Consider the following 19,282-nt stretch of genomic DNA (forward strand, 5'->3'; position numbering starts at 1 on the left):
CGCGTCCCGCGGCTGACAGAGCGCTGACACAAGTGCTATAGTCTCCCCGACAGTTTCAGGGCGGGGTGAGATTCCCCACTGGCGGTAACGGGGCCGGGCGCACGCGCCACGGCAAAGAACGCAGGGCAGAAGCGCCCGCGCACCCCGAAGCCCGCGACCCGCGAATACGCGGCCGACCTGGTGAGACTCCAGGGCCAACGGTATAGTCCGGATGGAAGAAACGGAGGCCGGCATGGCCACTTCCACGCACATGCACAGCTCGCACGACACCCACTCCACCACCGCAGGCGGCGGCTGGTCCACGCGCCGCATTGCCACCACGGCGCTCTTCTGCGCGCTCTCGCTCATCCTGAGCTTCGTCGAGGTGCCCATCTTCCCGCCCGCGCCGTGGCTCATGTACGACCCGTCCTGCGTGGCCGCGCTTGTGGCCGGCCTGGCCTTTGGCCCCGTCACGGGCACGCTCGTGGTGGTGCTCTCTTGGCTGCTCCACCTCATCTTCCAGTTCAGCCCGTGGGGCGTGCTCATGGCCGTCATCGCCAACGTGGCCCTCGTGGTGCCCTGCGCGCTGGTCTGGCGACGCAACCGCACCGGCCGCGGCCTGCTCGCCGGCATGGTCCTGGGCGGCGTCGTCTCGCTGGCCCTCTGCATCGTCTGCAACATCGTGGTGACGCCGCTGTACACCGCCGTCTCCACCGAGGCCGTCATCGGCATGATCGTGCCCATCCTGGTGCCCTTCAACCTCATGAAGATCGTGCTCAACTGCGTGCTCTGCGCCCTGGTCATGAAGCCCATGGCCAAGGTCCTTGTCCAGGACTAGGCGCGGCGAGAAGGGCAAGAGGCCAGTGAGCGAGCAGGCATACAGCGTGGCCGCGGGTGCCGAGGTGCCTGTGCGCCTTGCCCACGTGACCCTGCGCTACGGGGACTCCCTGGCGCTGGACGACGTGACCCTGGAGGTCTGCCGCGGCGAGCGCGTCTGCGTGCTGGGCGCCAACGGCAGCGGAAAGTCAACGCTGGCCTCCGTCATCTGCGGGCTTCTGGCCCCCGACGAGGGAGACGTCGAGCTTGCCGGCCACGCGGTCTGCACGGGCGGCGTGCCCGACCTCGCGACCTACCGGGACGCCCGCCGCCAGCTGGGCCTGGTCTTCCAGAACCCGGATGACCAGATCGTGACCAGCGTGGTTGCCGACGACGTTGCCTTTGGCCCGGAGAACCTGGGTGTCCCCCGCGCCCAGATTGCCACCCGCGTGGCCCGCGAGCTGCGGCGCGTTGCCATGGAGAAGTACGCCCACGCGGACCCCTCGCGCCTTTCCGGCGGCCAGCGGCAGCGCGTCTGCATCGCCGGCGCCCTGGCCATGGAGCCGGCCGTGCTGGTGTTGGACGAGCCGTCCTCGCTCCTGGACGTGCGCGGCCGCGCGGCAATCATGCGCGTCATGGGCCGCCTTGCCGCGGCCGGCGCCACGCTGGTGCACGTCACGCACTTCATGGACGAGGCACTGGCGGCGGACCGCGTCATTGTCATGGAGCACGGCCGCGTGGCGCTGGAGGGCACGCCGGACGAGGTCTTTGCCACCAAGAACGCACAGGTCATAGAGGCGCTGGGGCTGGAGATGCCCTTTGAGGCGCGGCTTGCGGCGGCGCTGCGGGCGGACGCGGCCGACGGGAAAGTCGCGGCAGTGGCAGGCCCGTCTGGCGAGAAGCCCGCGGCTCCCGCGCCCGAGCCCGATTCCGCACCCGCAGCCGGACAACCCGCAATTCTGGCCCGCGACCTGGGCTTCTCGTATGGGCCGGACGCCCAGGCGCTTGACGGGGTGAGCCTCGAGGTGCCCGTCCGCGCCACCACGGCCATCGTGGGGCAGACGGGCTCGGGCAAGTCCACGCTGCTGCGCCTGCTCTGCGGGCTTGAGGCGGCCGACGCCGGGTCACTCACCGTCTGCGGCATCAATGCCGCAACCAAGCGCGGACGGTGCCAGATCAGGCGAGCCGTGGGCTACGTCATGCAGCACCCCGAGCGCCAGCTCTTTGCCCAGACCGTGACCGAGGACGTTGCCTTTGGCCCGCGCAACCAGGGACTTTCCGCGGCGGAAGTGGAGAGGCGCGTGGCGCACGCCCTGGACCTCGTGGGCCTGGCGGACCGCCGCGACGCCTCCCCCTTCGAGCTCTCCGGCGGCCAGCAGCGCCTGGCGGCCATCGCCGGAGTGCTTGCCATGGAGCCCGAGCTTCTCGTCCTGGACGAGCCCACCGCGGGGCTTGACCCGCGCGGCCGCGCCCGTCTGCGCGCCCTCATGGCGGACCTCGCGGCCCACGGGGTGACGCTGCTGCAGGTCACCCACTCCATGGAGGACGCCGCCCGGGCGGACCACGTGGTGCTTCTCGACCAGAGCCACGTCCTGGCCGCAGGCACCCCCGCCGAGGTCTTCTGCCCCGCAAACGAGCCGCAGCTCACGGCAGTCGGACTGGGCCTTCCGCGCCCCCTGGCCTACGCCCGCGAGCATGCCCTTGACGCAAGGCCCCTCACGCTGGAGGCACTTGTCGCCGCGCTGAGGGCGCAGGACGCCGAGGAGGCAAGAAGCCATGGCCTTTAGGCTCAACGTGGGCCAGTACTTTGACGCGCCCTCCCCCATCCACGCGCTGGACGCCCGTGTCAAGCTCTGCTGCGCGCTCGCCGGCATGGTGGGGCTCTTCTGCGCCGCCACCCCCGCTCAGCTGCTGCTGGGCGCCGTCTTCACGCTGGCCGTGGTTGCCGCCAGCCGCGTCCCCGTGGGTCGCGTGGCCGCCAGCGTGAGGCCTCTCGTGGTCTTCCTGGGCGTGCTCTCCCTCTTCAACCTGGTCTTTGTCCAGACGGGAGAAGTGCTTCTTGCCGCAGGCCCCCTCACCATCACCGCTGGCGGCGCCTGGGCGGCCGTGCTCTACACCATCCGCTTTGGGCTTGCCCTCATGCTGGGCGGACTCATCCTGCTGACGACCACGCCCACGCAGCTCTCGGACGCCTTCGACCGCATGATGGCGCCCCTTGCCCGCCTGGGGCTTCCCGCCCACGAGGTGGCCATGGTGTTCAGCCTCATGCTGCGCTTTGTGCCCACCATTGCCGACGAGACCTCGGCCATCCTGGACGCGCAGTCCATGCGCGGCGGCGGACTTGACGAGGGCGGCCCCCTGCGGCGCATCCGTGCCATCGTCCCGGTGGTGGTGGCGCTGCTGGCCAGCTGCCTGCGCCACGCCGACGGGCTCTCCCGCGCGCTGGACGCCCGCTGCTACGAGGGCGGAGGGGGACGCACCCACCTCCACGAGCAGCGCCTGGGCCGCAGGGACGCCGTTGCCACCGCGGTCACGCTGGCGTTTCTCGCCGCGCTGGTGGCGCTGGGCTAGGTGGACGGCCGGCCGACGCCGTCGCCCGACTTTTCCCAACACCTGACAGTTTGTGAGCCAAGCAGACAAAAGCGCATTACAGAGGGGTAATTCGATCGGACGAGTTTGGCCTGAGGCACGCTCCGCTGCCGTAGAATGTTGAGCGACATGGCAACGTCTCGGCCTGGAGGTAAGCAACGCATGGTCTCTCGTGTCTACGTTGAGAAGAAGCCCGGATTTGACGGTGAGGCTAAGTCCCTGGAGCGCGAGCTGCGCAGCCTGCTGGGCGTGAGCGCCCTCACCAACCTGCGCGTCATCAACCGCTACGACGTGGAGGGCGCGAGCGAAGAGCTCTTTGCCAGCTGCGTGCCCACCGTGTTCTCCGAGCCTCAGACCGACGACGCCTGGGCGCAGATGCCCGAGGTGGCGCCTGGCTCCCAGGTCTTTGCCGTGGAGTTCCTGCCCGGCCAGTTTGACCAGCGCGCGGACTCCGCCAGCGAGTGCATCCAGCTCATCAGCCAGGGCGAGCGCCCCACCGTGCGCTCCGCCAAGGTCTACGTGCTTGAGGGAGACCTCACGCCCGCGGACGTGGACGCCATCAAGCACTACGTGATCAACCCGGTGGAGGCCCGCGAGGCCTCCCTCGAGGAGCGCAAGACCCTGCTCCAGGACTACCCCACCCCCGAGCCCGTGGAGCAGCTCGAGGGCTTCCTTGACCTCACGGACGAGGAGCTGGCCCAGTTCATAGCTGACCGCGGCCTGGCCATGGACCTGGCCGACATCAAGTTCTGCCAGAGCTACTTTGCCAGCGAGAAGCGCGTCCCCACCATCACCGAGATCCGCGTCATCGACACCTACTGGTCGGACCACTGCCGCCACACCACCTTCGGCACCGCCCTGGAGCACGTGCAGATCGACGACAAGGTGGTCGCGGCCGCGTTTGACCGCTACCTCGAGATGCGCCACGAGCTGGGCCGCGACAGTAAGCCCGTCTGCCTTATGGACATGGGCACCATCGGCGCCAAGTACCTCAAGGCCAAGGGCGTCCTCAAGAACCTGGACGAGTCCGAGGAGATCAACGCCTGCACCGTGAAGGTCAAGGTGGACGTCGACGGCACCGACGAGGACTGGCTCTTCCTCTTCAAGAACGAGACCCACAACCACCCGACCGAGATCGAGCCCTTTGGCGGCGCGGCCACCTGCATCGGTGGCGCCATCCGAGACCCGCTCTCTGGCCGCAGCTACGTCTACCAGGCCATGCGCGTCACCGGCGCGGCCGACCCCACTGTCCCCGTCAGCCAGACGCTCGAGGGCAAGCTGCCCCAGCGCAAGCTCGTGACCACGGCCGCCGCCGGCTACTCCAGCTACGGCAACCAGATCGGCCTGGCCACCGGCCAGGTGAGCGAGCTCTACCACCCCGGCTACGTGGCCAAGCGCATGGAGATCGGCGCCGTCGTGGGCGCCACGCCGGCCTCCCACGTCCGCCGCGAGTGCCCGGCCCCCGGCGACAAGATCGTGCTCCTGGGCGGCCGCACCGGCCGTGACGGCATTGGCGGCGCCACCGGCTCCTCCAAGGCCCACAACGTCGAGTCCCTGGAGAAGGACGGCGCCGAGGTGCAGAAGGGCAACGCCCCCGTGGAGCGCAAGCTCCAGCGCCTCTTCCGCCGCGAGGACGCCTGCCGCCTCATCAAGCGCTGCAACGACTTTGGCGCCGGCGGCGTCTCCGTCGCCGTGGGCGAGCTGGCCGACGGCCTCTTTGTGGACCTCAACGCCGTGCCCAAGAAGTACGAGGGCCTGGATGGCACCGAGCTCGCCATCTCCGAGTCCCAGGAGCGCATGGCCGTGGCCCTGGCGCCCGAGGACGTGGAGGAGTTCATGTCCTACGCCCGCGAGGAGAACCTCGAGGCCACGGTCATAGCCACCGTCACCGAGGAGCCGCGCCTCAAGATGGTCTGGGACGGCGCCACCATCGTGGACGTCAGCCGAGAGTTCCTGGCCTCCAACGGCGCCCCCAAGTCCACCTCCGTCCACGTGGGCAAGCCCGAGACCTACTCCCACACCTGGGCCGGCTCCACGCTTGCCGAGAAGCTCCGCTCCCTCGTGACCGATCTCAACGTGGCCTCCAACAAGGGCCTCTCCGAGCGCTTTGACTCCACCATCGGCGCTGCCACGGTGCTCATGCCCTTCGGTGGAAAGACCCAGCTCACGCCTGCCATGGCCATGGCCGCCAAGCTGCCGGTGGACGGCGAGACCACCACGTGCTCCGGCATGGCCTGGGGCTTCAACCCCTACCTCATGAGCGCCAACCAGTTCACGGGCGCCTATCTCTCCGTCGTTGAGTCCGTGAGCCGCCTGGTTGCCGCCGGCTTCGAGCACCGCGACTTCTACCTCACCTTCCAGGAGTACTTCGAGAAGCTCGGCTCCAACCCCAACCGCTGGGGCAAGCCCGCCGCTGCCGTGCTGGGCGCCCTGATGGCCCAGGTCGACCTCGGCATTGGCTCCATCGGCGGCAAGGACTCCATGTCCGGCTCCTTCGAGGACCTGGACGTGCCGCCCACGCTGGTCTCCTTTGCGACCGGCCTGGGCAAGGTCGCCCGCGTAACCTCCCCGGAGCTCAAGGGCGCCGGCCACAAGGTGGTGGCCGTGGTCCCCGAGTACGAGGCCGACGGCATCACGCCCAAGGCGGAGTCCCTTCTCGCCGCGTTTGACGCCGTGGAGGCCCTGGTGGGCTCCGGCTCCGCGCTGGCCGTCTCTACCCCGGGCTACGGCTGCGCGGCCGAGGCCCTGTTCAAGATGTGCGTGGGCAACCAGCTGGGCCTGGACGTGGCGCCCACCTACGACGCGGACTCGCTCTTCTGCCCGGCTTACGGCAGCTTCGTCGTGGAGCTTGCCGACGAGGCCGAGCTGCCGCAGGCGGCGGACGGCGTCACGGTGGCGCTCCTTGGCGTGACCACCAAGGCCTACGAGCTCGTTGCCGCCGGCCAGACCGTTGACCTGGCCGAGCTGCAGGAGGCCTGGGAGGGCGCCATCGAGTCCGTCTTTCCGTACCGCGCGGAGGGCGAGAAGGTCAGGAAGGTCAGCTTTGACGTTGCCAAGCAGGGCACTTCTCGCCCGGTGCCGGCCATCCACGTAGCAAGGCCGCGCGTGGTGATTCCGGTCTTCCCGGGCACCAACTGCGAGTACGACACCGCCCGCGCCTTCGAGCGCGCCGGCGCCGTTGCCTCCACGCTGGTCATCAACAACCTCACGCCCGAGGCCGTGGCCGAGAGCACCCACGAGCTGGTGCGCCGCATCCACGAGAGCCAGATCGTCATGCTGCCGGGCGGCTTCTCTGGCGGAGACGAGCCCGACGGCTCGGCCAAGTTCATCACCGCGTTCTTCCGCGCGCCCGAGGTCACCGAGGCCGTTCGTGACCTGCTGCAAGCCCGCGACGGCCTCATGCTGGGCATCTGCAACGGCTTCCAGGCGCTCATCAAGCTCGGCCTGGTGCCCTACGGAGACATCCGCCCCATGGACGAGACCTGCCCCACGCTGACCTTCAACACCATCGGCCGTCACCAGAGCCGCCTGGTGCGCACGCGCGTGGCGTCCAATCTGAGTCCGTGGCTCTCCAAGTGCAGCGTCGACGACGTGCACACCATTGCCATCAGCCACGGTGAGGGCCGCTTTGTGGCGTCCCCGGAGCTGGTGGAGCGCCTTGCGGCCGCCGGCCAGATTGCCACACAGTACGTCGACGAGAACGGCGAGCCTGGCATGAGCCTGGACGTCAACCCCAACGGGTCCGTCCTGGCCGTCGAGGGCATCACCTCTCCCGACGGTCGCGTCCTGGGCAAGATGGGCCACACCGAGCGCAGCGGCGAGGGCCTGTACAAGAACGTGCCAGGCAACAAGTACCAGCCGCTGATCGAGGGCGGAGTGAGTTACTTCACGGACTAGCCCGCGAGGTTGCCCGCCCAAAGCGAGAGGCCCTCCCTTCCAAGCAAAGCTACGCTTCGCAAAGAGCTTTGCAATGGAAGGGAGGGCCTCTCGCTTTGGGCGGGCCGCCGTGCCAGCCGGATGAAGTTGGATGCTCCCGCCGCGCCAAACGCCCCCAGTATAGGCGCGGCCACGTTACGGGTTGCAAAGAAGTCGGGCGGCGCTGGCGGCAGCGCGGGCTTCTCGCCCATAATCAACCAGGCAACAAGAGTCATGGAGGAAGGCCGGTCGCGTGAGCAACCAGGGACAAAAGAACGCAAGCATCTTCTCTGCCACGCCGGGGCTTCTGGCCGCGTGCCTGGGGGCCTGCTTTCTGTGGGGCTCGGCGTTTCCGTGCATCAAGATAGGCTACGGGCTCTTTGGCATCGGAGCCTCTGACGTGGCGTCCATCATTGCGTTTGCCGGCGTGCGCTTCCTCATCTCGGGCACCATGGTCACACTGGCCATGAGCGTGGCACGCCGCCGCCCCTACGTTCCGGCGCGGGCGGACTGGCCCTGCGCGGCAAAGCTCTCCGTCTTCCAGACCAGTCTGCAATACCTGCTGTTCTACGTGGGCCTTTCTCGGTGTGCGGGCGTGACCAGCTCCGTCATTGAGGCCAGCAACACGTTCTTCATCGTGCTTCTGGCCGTCTACGCCTTCCGCACGGAGCGCATGACCGCGCGCAAGGCGGTGGGCTGCGTCGTTGGCTTTGCGGGCGTGCTGCTGGTCAACCTTGGCGGCAGCGCCGCGGGCGGCATGAGCTTCTCGCTTGGGGGCGAGGGCCTGGTGTTTCTCTCCACCATCTCCGCGGCCGTGTCCAGCAACCTCTCAAAGCGCTACTCCCGCGAGCACGACCCGGTGCTCATATCTGGCTGGCAGTTTGTGATCGGCGGCGCGACGCTGCTGGCCCTGGGCCTTGCCATGGGCGGCCGCGTGGCGCCCGCGGACGCCGCCAACCCGTTGCCCGCCCTGGTCCTGCTGGCCTACATGGGCTTCATCTCCGCGGCCGCGTACTCGCTGTGGTCCATGGCGCTAGCCGCAAACCCGGTCTCGCGCGTGGCGGTCTTTGGCTTCATGAACCCGGTCTTTGGCGCCGTGCTCTCCGCCCTGCTCCTGGGCGAGACGAGCGTGGTCAGCCCAGTCCTTGCCGTCGTCGCTCTCGCCCTGGTCAGCACCGGTATCATCGTCGTCAACCGTGGGGAAAAATGATACGAAGGGACAGTCCCTTCGTATCATTTCCCTCATTTTGGCTCACGGCAGAGTTAACCGTATTGAAAGTTTGATGAAAATGACAGGCACTTCTCGCCTGGCGTAGAGCCGACGGCGAGAAGTGCCTGGTCAGAGTATCGTTATTTTCTTTATATGCAGTCTTGATATAAAGATTTTAATACGGTTAACCCCCGTTGAACTCCAACGGCTACTTGCGGACCTTGATGGCCACGGCAGCGGCAGCGATGCCGGCAACGGCCAGCACCGCGAAGGCCTGGCTGGTCACGTCGCCGGTGGCCGGGACCTTCTTGGTGGTCTTGGTGACCGTGGTCGTGGTGGTCGAGGAGGGCTTGGTGGGCTCCTGCGGCTCGGGAGCGGGAACGGGCTCGGGGTCCTTGGTCCACTTGCCGTAGAGGGTCATGCTCGCGTCGAGCACGGTCCCGTCGACCCACTTGGTGGTGCAGGCCTCGTCGACATACCAGCCGTCGAAGGTCCAGCCGTCAACGGGCTGCTGCACCCTGGCATTGACGCCGGCGGTGTTGGCCAGGCCGGTCATGGGGGCGGGAAGCTGGGCCTCGGAGGGGGCCTCGCCCACGTAGGCATAGTCGAGGATCAGGCCGTGGGCGGCCTTGATGGCCACGGCAGCCTCGTCGGCCTTCTGCTCGCCGGGGGCGACGGGCGCCACGTGGTTGTCGCTGGCGGCATCGGCGCACCAGCGGGCGTCGGCAGAGTCGTCGTACCAGCTGTCGATGGCGTGGTTGCAGTCATCGAGAATCCAGTCGGTACCCACAGCGCCGATTGTCATCGTGTGGCCAGCGGAGGTGTAGAGATCATCGCCCGCGACGGCGGCGTGGTTGTTATACAGAACAACGGAGGGGTCAAGCGTCAGAGTTCCGACGTTGTAGATGCCACCACCCATGTCGGCGCCAGTGCCGTTCACATTGCAGGCGCCAGTTCCGTTGTTGGTGATAGTTGCCGAGCCGATAGTGAGGTTGCAGACCTTCTGACCGGTGTAGATACCAGAACCGGCGTTGTTGCTAATTACAACATTCGCACCGCGCTCAATCTTACTGGCGATCTTTCCGTTGCCCCAAAAGCTAATGCCCGCATTTGTAGCACCCGTAGAGCCAGTGGCAGAGCCCTTTGTGCCGTTGCCCTTGACGTCCACCGAGCAGGAGGCATCCACATTGAGCGCTCGTGTCCAGACGCCGCTGTAGCCGTTATCGGTCGCAGTCAGCTTAGAAGAACCCGTCATGTCGATTCGCCAGGCCGAGATGCCCCAGTTGCCGTTATTAGCAAACTTAACGTCAGAGCCGTTCTTGATGGTGTAGTAAGTGCCGTTGGAGCCGTTGCCGGTGCTGTTGATGACATCGACGGTCGAGGCGTCCACGGTGGCGTAGAACGTACCCGTAAGGCCGCTGCGGTTGTGGTCAGAGACAAGCTTGGAACCGCCAGTGACGTTGAGGTTGTAGCCGCCGTCACCGCCGTCCCACTCGAGGGCGTCCTGCTTGTAGTTCTTGACAGTCAGCACGGAGCCGTTCTGCAGGTTGAGCTTGTTGTTGCCGGTGAGGTAGATGGCGTGGGTGTTGTTCCCCGTACCAGCGCCATCCATGCTGAGCTTGGCGTTGTCTAGCGTGATGGAGGCGTTCTTGCTCGCGCAAATTGTCATCCAGCCCCACTCCGCCGTATAGGGTGTGGAGCCGATACCCGTCATGGTAGCGACGACGTTCTTGAGTGTCAGCGACTTGCCCCACAGCGCGATGCCCTTCTCCACAAAGGCCAGGCTGTGGCCCGCGCCGTCCACCGTGACGTCCTTCCTGACGTCAAGGCCCCTGGTGGTGGCATCCGCCAGCAGCGTGACGGTCTGGCCGTCGGTCGCCGCCGCAAAGGCCTCGTCAAACGTCGCGTACTCGGCGTCTCCTACCCTGGCGACGTTGCCCTCGGCCAGCGCCGTTGACGGTACCTGCACAAACGTCAGGACAAGTGCGGTCAGGAGCACTCCCAACCAGCCCGCAAGCCTCCTTGACTTGCTTCTCATCTGTATCAACCCCTTTACGAATCTGCCCCTGCGCGCATAGGCGCCAGATAGCTTTCAGGCTAGGTCCAGGCAATCAATTATTTGGCAGTATCAGTGGGAGGGGGTATTGAATTCATATAAATGTCTTAATTGGTTGGGGAGGGGGTGCACTCAAGGGGAGGCTTGCCGGGGGGCACTTCTCGGCATCTTGACCCCGTGTTTACTCTAAGAAGACGCTAGTTGCGCAATAAATGTTTCTTAACTCGGGTATAGTGTTCAAAGGTTCATTCGAGTGAGGAGGCGGCATGGGCGTCATAGCAAACAGAGGCCTATTCCTGCCTGGCATGCCCCTCTCTGCGCGCGCGTGGGTCCAGGTCTTTCTTAACGGGATGGCGTTCCCCCTTGCCGAGGCTCGCACCAGGCGCATGCGGCAATGCGTTCCCGGCCTGCTCTAGCAGCTGACACGCACGCATTCATCCTGAGCAGATTGGGACCGCGATGAACCCCGCAATCATCAAAGCAAAAACCGCCAAGCCCCTTGACCGCCGTGCCCGACGCACGCGCCAGGCAATCAAGGAGAGCTTCGCTGCCCTGGCAGCCAACCGACCCTTCCCCGACCTCACCGTCAAGGAGGTCATGGAGCGCGCCGGCGTCAACCGCGCCACGTTCTACGCGCACTTCTCCAACATCGAGGACCTCGAGCGGGCCATGGAGACAGACGCGGCGGAGCGCGTCATCGAGCGCGCGACGCGCATGAGAGAGTCCGAGGAGCATCGCGAGGGCGACCTTGCCGTTGCCCTAGTCTGCCTGCTGGACGACCGCGACGCCTGCCGCTGGCTTCTGGGGCCGCAATCCCTCGGCGCGGGCAAAGCCCTGCTGGCCGACCACCTCGAGAGACTCTACCTACAGCAGATTCTTGCCACCGACGGCATGACCGAGCTGCGCGCCCGCTGTCTCTTTGACTACGCCTTCGAGGGCGCCTTTGGCGTCCTTGTCCGCTGCCACAGACAGGCCGCCGACACCCGCGAGACCCTCTCGGTCATCCGCGACCTTTTGACCGGCACCCTCACCTTCCCCTGGTAGCGCTCCACCAGGCACTGGGGACGTTGTTAGTTACCTGGTAAAAGGGGCACTCTTCCCCCGTGGCCCTGCCGGCGAGACGAGCTTCTCGCCGGAGGGGCTATTTGTCCCCACACCTGCCCGACGGCCGCGCAATCCCGTATCATTGCCCCCGGAACATCAGCATTCGTACCGGGAGATCTTTTGAAGAGCATCGAGAATTTGGGCCTTGGCACCCTCTTTTGCCTGGCCATAGCCGTTCTAGCGTGGATTTTTGGCAAGCAGGTCGAGGTCGTCGGAGGTCCCGTCTTTGGCATCCTCATCGGCATGCTCCTGGCCCTGGCAACCAGCGGCAAGGACACCTCAAGCCTAGCGCCCGGCGTCAAGTTCACGTCAAAGTACGTGCTTCAGGCGGCCGTCGTGCTCCTGGGCTTTGGCCTCAACCTGAGCCAGGTGGCAAAGGTCGGCGTCACGAGCCTGCCTGTCATCGCGTCCACCATCACCACGTCCCTTGTGGTTGCGTATGTTATGTGCCGTGCGCTCAAGGTGCCCGGCCGGACGGCAACGCTCATCGGCGTCGGCTCCTCCATCTGCGGAGGCTCCGCCATCGCCGCGACGGCGCCCGTCATCAAGGCCGATGACGAGGAGGTTGCGCAGGCCATCTCCGTCATCTTCCTCTTCAACGTCATTGCCGCGCTGGTCTTTCCCACGCTGGGCAGCGCGCTTGGCCTCACCAACGAGGGCTTTGGCTTGTTTGCCGGCACCGCCGTCAACGACACCTCCTCCGTCACCGCCGCGGCCGCGGCCTGGGACGGCATGCACCCCGGTGCCAACACGCTCGATGCGGCAACCATCGTCAAGCTGACGAGGACCCTGGCAATCATCCCCATCACGCTTGCGCTGGCCTTCTGGCAGATGCACCAGGAGCGACGCGCCGGGGCCGAGGCGGCCAGCACGTTCAGCCTGCGCCGCGCCTTCCCCACCTTTGTGGGCCTCTTCGTGCTGGCCAGCCTTGCGACGACGCTGCTTGCCCTGCCCGCCGCGGTGACTGCGCCGCTCAAGGACCTCTCGAAGTTCCTGATCATCATGGCCATGAGCGCCATCGGCTTCAACACCAACATCGTCAAGCTCGTGCGCGGCGGCGCAAAGCCCATCGCCCTCGGGGCGTGCTGCTGGATGGCAATCGCCCTGGTCAGCCTTGGCATGCAGCACGTCATCGGCATCTGGTAGCCACGACGAGAAGGGCTTCTCGCCTGACGCGCGGGGGCGTGCCGCAGGGGGCGTGCCGCGGGGGCCGTGAACGCCTGGCCTGTCAAAACAGCCGTGCAGCGAACGCCTGAGTTGAAGACAGGCGTTCGCTGCACGGCTGAATTGCTACCTCAGGCGTTCACGGTGCCAGGAGGCAAAGCCAGCAGGCATCCCAACAGCCGCAAGGATGTCCCTTTTACCTGGTAACTAACAACGTCCCCGTTTACAGGTCCTGCTTGGTGAGGATCTCTTGGGGGATGAGGCCGCACTTCTGGATGATGGACGAGAAGTACGCGGCCTGCTCGTCGCTCAGGCCCTCCAGCATGGAGGAGAAGTCCTGGACCTCGACGTTCTCCTGCGTGGTGCGCTCGTTCTGGTCCGGGTCCGGGTAGCGCTCCATGGCGCGCTCCAGCATGAGGCGGTACGCGGGCATGAACGGCGTCACCTTGTAGCGGCCCTCGAGCATTGCCTGCAGGCGTTGCAGCAGGTTGAGGCCCGCGCGGTCGATGTCGCCCCAGTACAGGACCTCTATGGTCTCCGCGCCCAGGGTCTCCAGAAGGCCGGACAGGCGGTTGTTCTCTATGACGGGGTTGCCGCCGCCCAACACCACGCCGTGCACGCGCTCGCCCAGGATGAGGGAGCGGCCGTCCTCGTACATGAGGTCGCGCACGTCAAGCCAGGGGTCGAGGTTCTCGGTCACCAGGATCTTCATGCTCTTGCGGCGACGCGGCACGTGGTAGAGCATGTCGGCCTTGGGAACCAGGCGATGGCCGATGAGGTCGTCGGCGCCCATGGCGCGCAGAAGCTTGTGGCCGTCCGCGCCGTACTCAAAGAACTTCTCGTTGCCGCCCATCTTGTACGCCAGCTGACGCCGCGTGAGGTCTCCCGGAAGCTCGCCCTCCTGGAGCGCCGCATCGATGCCGCGCAGCTCGCGCTCGTAGAGGGTGAAGGCGCCGGGGTGCGAGAGCAGCCAGCCGTTCATCCACAGGCGAGGGTCAAGCTGCACGATCTGCTCGCGCAGGGCGGTCTCGGACTCACCGCCGCGACGCACGTACGGCACGTCGGAGAGGTTGTCTCCGCGAGACCTGCGCTCAAGCCCGCGACGGCCGCGGCCGCGCACGCGGGCACGCCCGCCCGACCTGCCGTTGGACTGCTCGTCGGCGGCGGGCTCGGCAGTGACCTCGGCGGCAGGAGCGTCGGCAGGCTCGGCCGCGGCAGGCTCGGCCGCGGGCTCCTCAGCAACCTCAGGCGCCACCTCTGCAGCATCGCCCTTCTCGGCGAGAAGTGCCTCTGCCTGCGGCTCGTTGGCCACGGCGTCGGTCTCCGCGGCAACGGGGGGCTGCTCCGTGGTGGCCTCCGTGGCAACGGCCTCGCCAGCAGCCTCGGCTTCCACCGCGGCAGCCTCCTTGGCCAGGAGCCGCTCGGCCTCGGGGCCCTTCACCACGATGTCCTCAACGGGCTTCTTGGTCCTGCGGCGGCGCGTGCGCTTCTTAGGAGCCTCCTTGGCGGGAGCGGAAGACGCCTCAGGCGCCGCCTCGGGCGCGGCCTCCCCAGCCGCGCTTACGGCCTCAGCCTCAGGCTCGGCCGCTGCGGCAGCGGCCTCCGGCAGCGCCGGGGCCTCCTTGGCGGCCGGCAACGCGGCCTTCTTGCCCTTCGCGTCCTCCTTGGCCTCCGCGGCCTTCTCCGCGGCCTCGGCCTTTGCCTTGGCGCGCGCGGCACGGGCTCCCCTGCCCGGGCGGACGGACTTCTTCTTGGCCTCCGGCTCCGGCTCAGGCCCAACGGCCTCCACCGCATCCTCAGCCTGCGGCTCGGGCTCCGCCACCGGAGCGGCCTCGACCTCGGCAGCGGCCGCCTTAGCAACCTCGGCCTCCCCCTCGGGCTCCGCGGCCTTCTTCCTGCGCGTCCTGCGCCTGCGAGCCGGCTTCTTCTCCGCCGGCTCGGTGGCAGCCTCCTCGGAAGGCTCCGCGGGCTTCTCGCCAGCCGCGGACGCCTCGGCAGCGGCGTCCTCGGGCTCTGAGGCGGCCTCGCCCAGACTCTCGGGCACGCGCAGCGTGAACGCCTCGCCGTCGCCCTTGGCGTCGACGGCCGGCACGCGGTCAAGCACCTTGGCCTTGGCAACCTCGATGAGCGCGCTCTGGTACTCGCCAAACTTCTCGGTCGCGCGCACGAGGTCCGCATCGGTGACCTGGTCGCCCTTCACGCGCACGAGCGCGGAGGCCAGGCTGCCGGCAAAGCTGCGCTGCGCGGCCGGAAGGGCATGGCACAGCACGTCGGTTATGTAGTTGATACTTTCTCGCTCTTGCAAGCTGAGCTTTCTTGCCATGTGGGGCACACCTTTCAAACATTCAATAACTCAAGGTCAAAACTCTAGGCAACACCCAGGAGGTGCCCCGGCGCCCCGCAGGCCAGGCCACCCCCCACAGCGAGAAGCGCTTCTCGCCGGCAAAGATCCGTTATGACAGAGCCCTCTCCAGCGCGTCGAGCAGCTCGCGGCCGCGCGCGTCATGCGCCACCAGGCAAACCTCGCGTGCCGGCTCCTGGCCGGGCTCGGCATCGTCGTCCAGGCGCGTCACGTAGACGTCCATGCGCTGCGGCCCGATCTCATCCGCAAACTGCTCTCCCCACTCGATGGAGCACACGCCGTCCGCGCCAAGCACGTCAAACAGGCCGGTGTCCTCCAGCTGGTCGGGGTCGTCAAGGCGGTAGAGGTCAAAGTGGTAGAGCGGCAGGCGGCCACCCTCGTAGACCATCTCGATGGTGAAGGTGGGGCTCGTCACGTCGTCCGTGATGCCAAGGCCGGCGGCCATGCCCTTGGTGAGCTGCGTCTTTCCGGCTCCCAGGTCACCCGTCAGCACCAGCACGTCGCCCTCGGCAAGGCACTCGCCCAGAGCGCGGCCCACGGCCACCGTCTGGGGCTGCGAGCGCGTCACCACGCTGAGCTCGTCGGCCGTCCGGCGCACCGGGGCCATGTCCTTCCTGACGTCGTTCTCACTCATGTGCGTCCTCCTTGGCGGGGTGTTCCTTGAGCCAGTTGCCCACGAGGGTCAGGTCCTCAATGAGCAGCGGCTCCCACTCCTGGTGGTAGAGGCAGGCGGCCGGGTGAAACGTCGGGCACACCACAAAGTGGCCGGTCTGGTGCAGGCGGCCTCGCAGGCTCATGACGCCGGCGCCGGTGCGCAGCACAAACTGCGACGCAAAGTTCCCCAGGCAGACGATGACGTCAGGCCAGATGCTCCTGATCTGCTCGCGCAGGAAGGGAGAGCACGCCTGGATCTCCTCCGGCCGGGGGTTGCGGTTTGACGGCGGGCGGCACTTGATGACGTTGGCGATGTAGACCTCCTTGCGCGTGAGGCCCGCGTAGGACAGAAGCTCGTCCAGCTTGTGGCCGGCCGCCCCGACGAAGGGCTCGCCCTGGAGGTCCTCGTTGCGCCCGGGCCCCTCCCCCACGAACATGACGCGGGCATGCGGGTTGCCCACGCCAAACACGAGGTTGGTGCGCGTCTGGCCGAGGGGACACAGCTGGCAGTTGCCCATCAGGTCACGAATCTCCTGGAGGGAGACCTCGCGAGGCCCCTGGTGCTCGTGACCTGGGATGTGCATCACCGACATGCGTCCACCTCCTGCGGCCTAGGTGTAGATCTTCTGCAGGCGCATGCCAAAGTCGCAGACCACCTCGTAGTTGATGGTGCGGCGCTGGGCCGCCATCTCGTCGGCGGTGATGCGCTCGTCACCGTCGGCGCCAATGAGCGTGACCACGTCGCCGGCTTCCACGGGGCCGGTGGGCTTGTAGCTGCGCGTGCTGTTGACATCCACCGCCAGCATGAACTGGTCCATGCAGATGTTGCCCACCTGACGGGCACGCCTGCCGTTGACAAGTACGTCCATGTTGTTGGAGAGCTCGCGGGCCAGGCCGTCCGCGTAGCCCACCGGCACGGTGGCTATCTGGATGTTCTGCTTGGGCACGCGGTAGGTCATGCCGTAGCCCACGCCGTCTCCCACCTGCGGGTACACCACGCGCGTCACGCGTCCGCGCACGCTCATGACCGGCTCCAGCTCAATGCGCGGGACCGTGGTCTCCGCAGGCTGGAGGCCGTAGAGGCCAATGCCCACGCGGCACATGTCGTAGTGGCACTCCGGGTGGAGCACCGTGCCGGGCGTGTTGTCGCAGTGCACGAGGCCCGTGGAGAGGCCCGCGCCGCGCAGCGCCGCAACCGCCTCGTTGAAGCGGTTGAGCTGCAGGGCAAAGTCCCAGTCGTCCAGGACGTCGGCCGTGGCAAAGTGCGTGAACGTGCCGGCGCACTCAAGGCCGCGGTGGAAGTCGATGGTGCGGCGGAGCTCCACCACGTCCTGCCTGCGCACGCCGATGCGCGTCATGCCCGTGTCTATGGCCAGGTGGTAGCGGGCCACCCGGTCTGCCGCCGCGGCGGCCTCGCCCAGCGCCAGGGCAAAGTCGGCCGTGTAGACGGAGGGCATGAGGTCGTACTCCACGAGCGTGCCCACGCACTCCGCCGGCGGCTCGGAGAGGATGAGGATGGGCATCTGCACCCCGGCCTGGCGAAGCGCCACGCCCTCCTCGACGGTTGCCACAGCAAGCTGGCTTGCGCCGGCCTGCTGCATGGTCTTGACGCACTGGATGGCACCGTGGCCGTAGGCGTCCGCCTTGACCACGCACATCATCTGGACGCCACGCTCCAGCTGGCGCTTGAACGCCTGCGTGTTGCGCCTCAGCGCGGACAGGTTGACCTCAACCCACGACCAACGCGTGTCCGGGCACTTGACCTTGTCCATGTCCTTCTCCCTCCTGCTGCCCAGACAGACTACGCCTGTTGGCTCTCGGACGCATCCTCGAGGCCGGCCAGGGCCGCGCGCTCCTCGATGGCGTCGGCCGCGAGGCCGATGGAGTCGATGAGGTCGCACGCCATGACGCCGCGAGAGCCCAGGCGCTCGGCGGCGACGGTGCCCGCGTAGCCGTGGATCTCGCACACGAGGGCGGCCATGAGCGGCAGGTTCTCGGACTGGCCGCCCACCTGCGCCAGGTAGGAGGCCATCATGCCGGAGAGCACGTCTCCGGAGCCCGCCGTGGCAAGCGCCGCGGGGCCGGGCTTGGGAAGCACCGCCTGGTCGACGCTCACGCAGCCTGTGGCAGAGCCCTTGGAGGCCACCACGATCTCGGAGCCGCCGTCGCTCCAGACAATCTGGCGCGCGCACTCGAGCTGCTCGGAGAGAGACGTCGGCGGCATCTCGGCACGGCCGGTAAGGCGGCCGAGCTCCCCGCGGTGGGGCGTCAGGATGAGCGGCGCGTCCCTGCGGGTGAGCTCCGGGAAGTCAAAGAGCCTCCCCTCCGTCAGGCGAGAAAGGCAGTTCAGGCCGTCGGCGTCAATGACCAGCGGGGCCTCGCTGCGCAGGAGCGCACTCACCACGGCCACGGTGCCGCTGGAGACGCGCATGCCCGGGCCCACCAGCACGGCTGAGGCGCTCCTGGCCATCTTGGCCACGCGCTCGGCTGCGTCGGCGGTGAGGACGCCCTCCGCGTCGCAGGGAAGCCCCACGACGGGAATCTCCAGCAGGTGCGTCTGGCACACGGCCGCAATGGCCTGCGGCACGGCCAGCGTGACGTAGCCGGCGCCCATGCGCGCGGCGGCACGGGCGGCCATGATCGGGGCGCCCGTGAAGCGAGAGGAGCCTCCCACCACGAGCACGGAGCCGCGGGTGAACTTGTCCACGGAGGCGCTCGTCTCCACCATGACGTCGCGGTAGTCGGCGAGGTCGGTGCGCCAGGCCACGGGGTCCGCCTCCACGCAGAGGCGCTCGGTCTGCTCGGCCAGCGGGGCCACCACGATGGCGCCGCAGACGTCGCGGCCGTCGTCGGCCAGAAGGCCGGGCTTCAGGGCCAGCATGGTCACCGTGAGGTCGGCCACCACGCAGGCGCTGCCGGCCTGGCCGGTCTGGGCGGAGAGGCCGCTGGGGACGTCGACGGAGACCACGCGGCAGCCGGAGGCGTTCACGCACTCGATCCAGATGTCAAAGGGGGCGCGCACCTCTCCGTGAAAGCCCGTGCCCAGCATGCAGTCAAGGACGACGTCAGCCTCGTCCAGGACCTCGTCGAGCTCGTCGCGGGAGGGGCCCACGGTCACGGGCACGCCCGCCTTGACGGCAGCCTGGGCCACCTGACGTGCGAGGTCGCCGGAGATCTGGTCCGGGTCCATGGGGCACACGGCCTGGACCTTGAGGCCGCAGGCCAGCAGGGCCTCTGCGGCCACCCAGCCGTCGCCGCCGTTGTTGCCCATGCCGCAGAGCACGGCGACGCTCTTGGCGCCCTCAAGCTCCAGGACCTCCTGGGCGGCGGCGTAGCCGGCACGGTGCATGAGCTCGGACACGCTCACGCCCACGCGGGTGAGCTCGACCTCGACGCCCTTGATGTCCTCGACGTTCAGAACAGGCTGCATCTT

At 67.5% G+C, this 19,282-nt stretch carries 13 protein-coding genes and 1 riboswitch; of the genes, 7 read left to right on the forward strand and 6 right to left on the reverse strand.

Going from position 1 to position 19,282, the window contains the following annotated elements; all coding sequences use genetic code 11:
• The first annotated feature begins 47 nt into the window (after positions 1 to 47).
• Positions 48 to 227, forward strand: a riboswitch (FMN riboswitch).
• 5 nt (positions 228 to 232) lie between these two features.
• From DXV50_RS07230 to DXV50_RS07250, 5 genes are all read left to right on the forward strand, one after another.
• Positions 233 to 817: an ECF transporter S component gene (locus tag DXV50_RS07230; RefSeq protein ID WP_117205561.1), complete on the forward strand. Its 585-nt coding sequence runs from the start codon at positions 233 to 235 to the stop codon at positions 815 to 817.
• Between the two features lie 25 nt (positions 818 to 842).
• Positions 843 to 2,582, forward strand: a complete 1,740-nt coding sequence (locus DXV50_RS07235) for an ABC transporter ATP-binding protein (RefSeq protein WP_232817486.1) — start codon at positions 843 to 845, stop codon at positions 2,580 to 2,582.
• Entirely contained in the window at positions 2,572 to 3,366 is a 795-nt protein-coding gene (locus DXV50_RS07240; protein ID WP_117205562.1) for an energy-coupling factor transporter transmembrane component T family protein, read from the forward strand. The genes DXV50_RS07235 and DXV50_RS07240 overlap by 11 nt, the downstream gene beginning before the upstream one ends.
• 180 nt (positions 3,367 to 3,546) lie before the next feature.
• On the forward strand, positions 3,547 to 7,281 hold the full coding sequence (locus DXV50_RS07245) for a phosphoribosylformylglycinamidine synthase (protein WP_117205563.1): 3,735 nt from the start codon (positions 3,547 to 3,549) through the stop codon (positions 7,279 to 7,281).
• Between the two features lie 271 nt (positions 7,282 to 7,552).
• The gene (locus DXV50_RS07250) at positions 7,553 to 8,509 is read left to right on the forward strand and encodes a DMT family transporter (protein ID WP_232817487.1); all 957 of its coding nucleotides are present in this window, start codon (positions 7,553 to 7,555) and stop codon (positions 8,507 to 8,509) included.
• 208 nt (positions 8,510 to 8,717) lie between these two features.
• Here the strand turns inward: DXV50_RS07250 and DXV50_RS07255 are convergent, their stop codons facing one another.
• Positions 8,718 to 10,547, reverse strand: coding sequence for a hypothetical protein (locus tag DXV50_RS07255; protein WP_147556701.1), 1,830 nt, complete (start codon positions 10,545 to 10,547; stop codon positions 8,718 to 8,720).
• A 477-nt stretch (positions 10,548 to 11,024) separates the two neighbouring features.
• Here DXV50_RS07255 and DXV50_RS07260 point away from each other — a divergent pair, with 477 nt between their 5' ends.
• Positions 11,025 to 11,609: a TetR/AcrR family transcriptional regulator gene (locus DXV50_RS07260; protein ID WP_117205565.1), complete on the forward strand. Its 585-nt coding sequence runs from the start codon at positions 11,025 to 11,027 to the stop codon at positions 11,607 to 11,609.
• Between the two features lie 180 nt (positions 11,610 to 11,789).
• Positions 11,790 to 12,815 carry a YeiH family protein gene (locus DXV50_RS07265; RefSeq protein WP_117205566.1) on the forward strand — a complete coding sequence of 342 codons (1,026 nt, stop codon included), beginning with the start codon at positions 11,790 to 11,792 and terminating at the stop codon, positions 12,813 to 12,815.
• Between the two features lie 241 nt (positions 12,816 to 13,056).
• On the opposite strand, the gene DXV50_RS07270 is transcribed toward DXV50_RS07265, so the two are convergent.
• The 5 genes from DXV50_RS07270 to DXV50_RS07290 form a co-directional block, all read right to left on the reverse strand.
• A complete protein-coding gene (locus DXV50_RS07270) occupies positions 13,057 to 15,156 on the reverse strand; it encodes a Wadjet anti-phage system protein JetD domain-containing protein (protein ID WP_117205567.1) in 2,100 nt (699 codons plus the stop codon).
• A 130-nt stretch (positions 15,157 to 15,286) separates the two neighbouring features.
• Entirely contained in the window at positions 15,287 to 15,802 is a 516-nt protein-coding gene (tsaE, locus tag DXV50_RS07275; RefSeq protein ID WP_117206022.1) for a tRNA (adenosine(37)-N6)-threonylcarbamoyltransferase complex ATPase subunit type 1 TsaE, read from the reverse strand.
• A gap of 19 nt (positions 15,803 to 15,821) precedes the next feature.
• Entirely contained in the window at positions 15,822 to 16,442 is a 621-nt protein-coding gene (locus DXV50_RS07280; RefSeq protein ID WP_117205568.1) for a uracil-DNA glycosylase, read from the reverse strand.
• Between the two features lie 18 nt (positions 16,443 to 16,460).
• Complete coding sequence (alr, locus tag DXV50_RS07285) at positions 16,461 to 17,621, reverse strand: alanine racemase (protein ID WP_117205569.1); 1,161 nt, start codon at positions 17,619 to 17,621, stop codon at positions 16,461 to 16,463.
• A 29-nt stretch (positions 17,622 to 17,650) separates the two neighbouring features.
• A complete protein-coding gene (locus tag DXV50_RS07290; protein WP_117205570.1) occupies positions 17,651 to 19,279 on the reverse strand; it encodes an NAD(P)H-hydrate dehydratase in 1,629 nt (542 codons plus the stop codon).
• Between the last annotated feature and the right edge of the window lie 3 nt (positions 19,280 to 19,282).

Source organism: Paratractidigestivibacter faecalis (assembly GCF_003416765.1).
GTDB lineage: Bacteria > Actinomycetota > Coriobacteriia > Coriobacteriales > Atopobiaceae > Paratractidigestivibacter > Paratractidigestivibacter faecalis.

Coding starts and splice junctions, on each gene's coding strand:
- DXV50_RS07230 (WP_117205561.1), top strand. CDS start 233: ATGGCCACTTCCACGCACATGCACAGCTCGCACGACACCCACTCCACC.
- DXV50_RS07240 (WP_117205562.1), top strand. CDS start 2,572: ATGGCCTTTAGGCTCAACGTGGGCCAGTACTTTGACGCGCCCTCCCCC.
- DXV50_RS07245 (WP_117205563.1), top strand. CDS start 3,547: ATGGTCTCTCGTGTCTACGTTGAGAAGAAGCCCGGATTTGACGGTGAG.
- DXV50_RS07255 (WP_147556701.1), bottom strand. CDS start 10,547: ATGAGAAGCAAGTCAAGGAGGCTTGCGGGCTGGTTGGGAGTGCTCCTG.
- DXV50_RS07260 (WP_117205565.1), top strand. CDS start 11,025: ATGAACCCCGCAATCATCAAAGCAAAAACCGCCAAGCCCCTTGACCGC.
- DXV50_RS07270 (WP_117205567.1), bottom strand. CDS start 15,156: ATGGCAAGAAAGCTCAGCTTGCAAGAGCGAGAAAGTATCAACTACATA.
- tsaE (WP_117206022.1), bottom strand. CDS start 15,802: ATGGCCCCGGTGCGCCGGACGGCCGACGAGCTCAGCGTGGTGACGCGC.
- DXV50_RS07280 (WP_117205568.1), bottom strand. CDS start 16,442: ATGTCGGTGATGCACATCCCAGGTCACGAGCACCAGGGGCCTCGCGAG.
- alr (WP_117205569.1), bottom strand. CDS start 17,621: ATGGACAAGGTCAAGTGCCCGGACACGCGTTGGTCGTGGGTTGAGGTC.
- DXV50_RS07290 (WP_117205570.1), bottom strand. CDS start 19,279: ATGCAGCCTGTTCTGAACGTCGAGGACATCAAGGGCGTCGAGGTCGAG.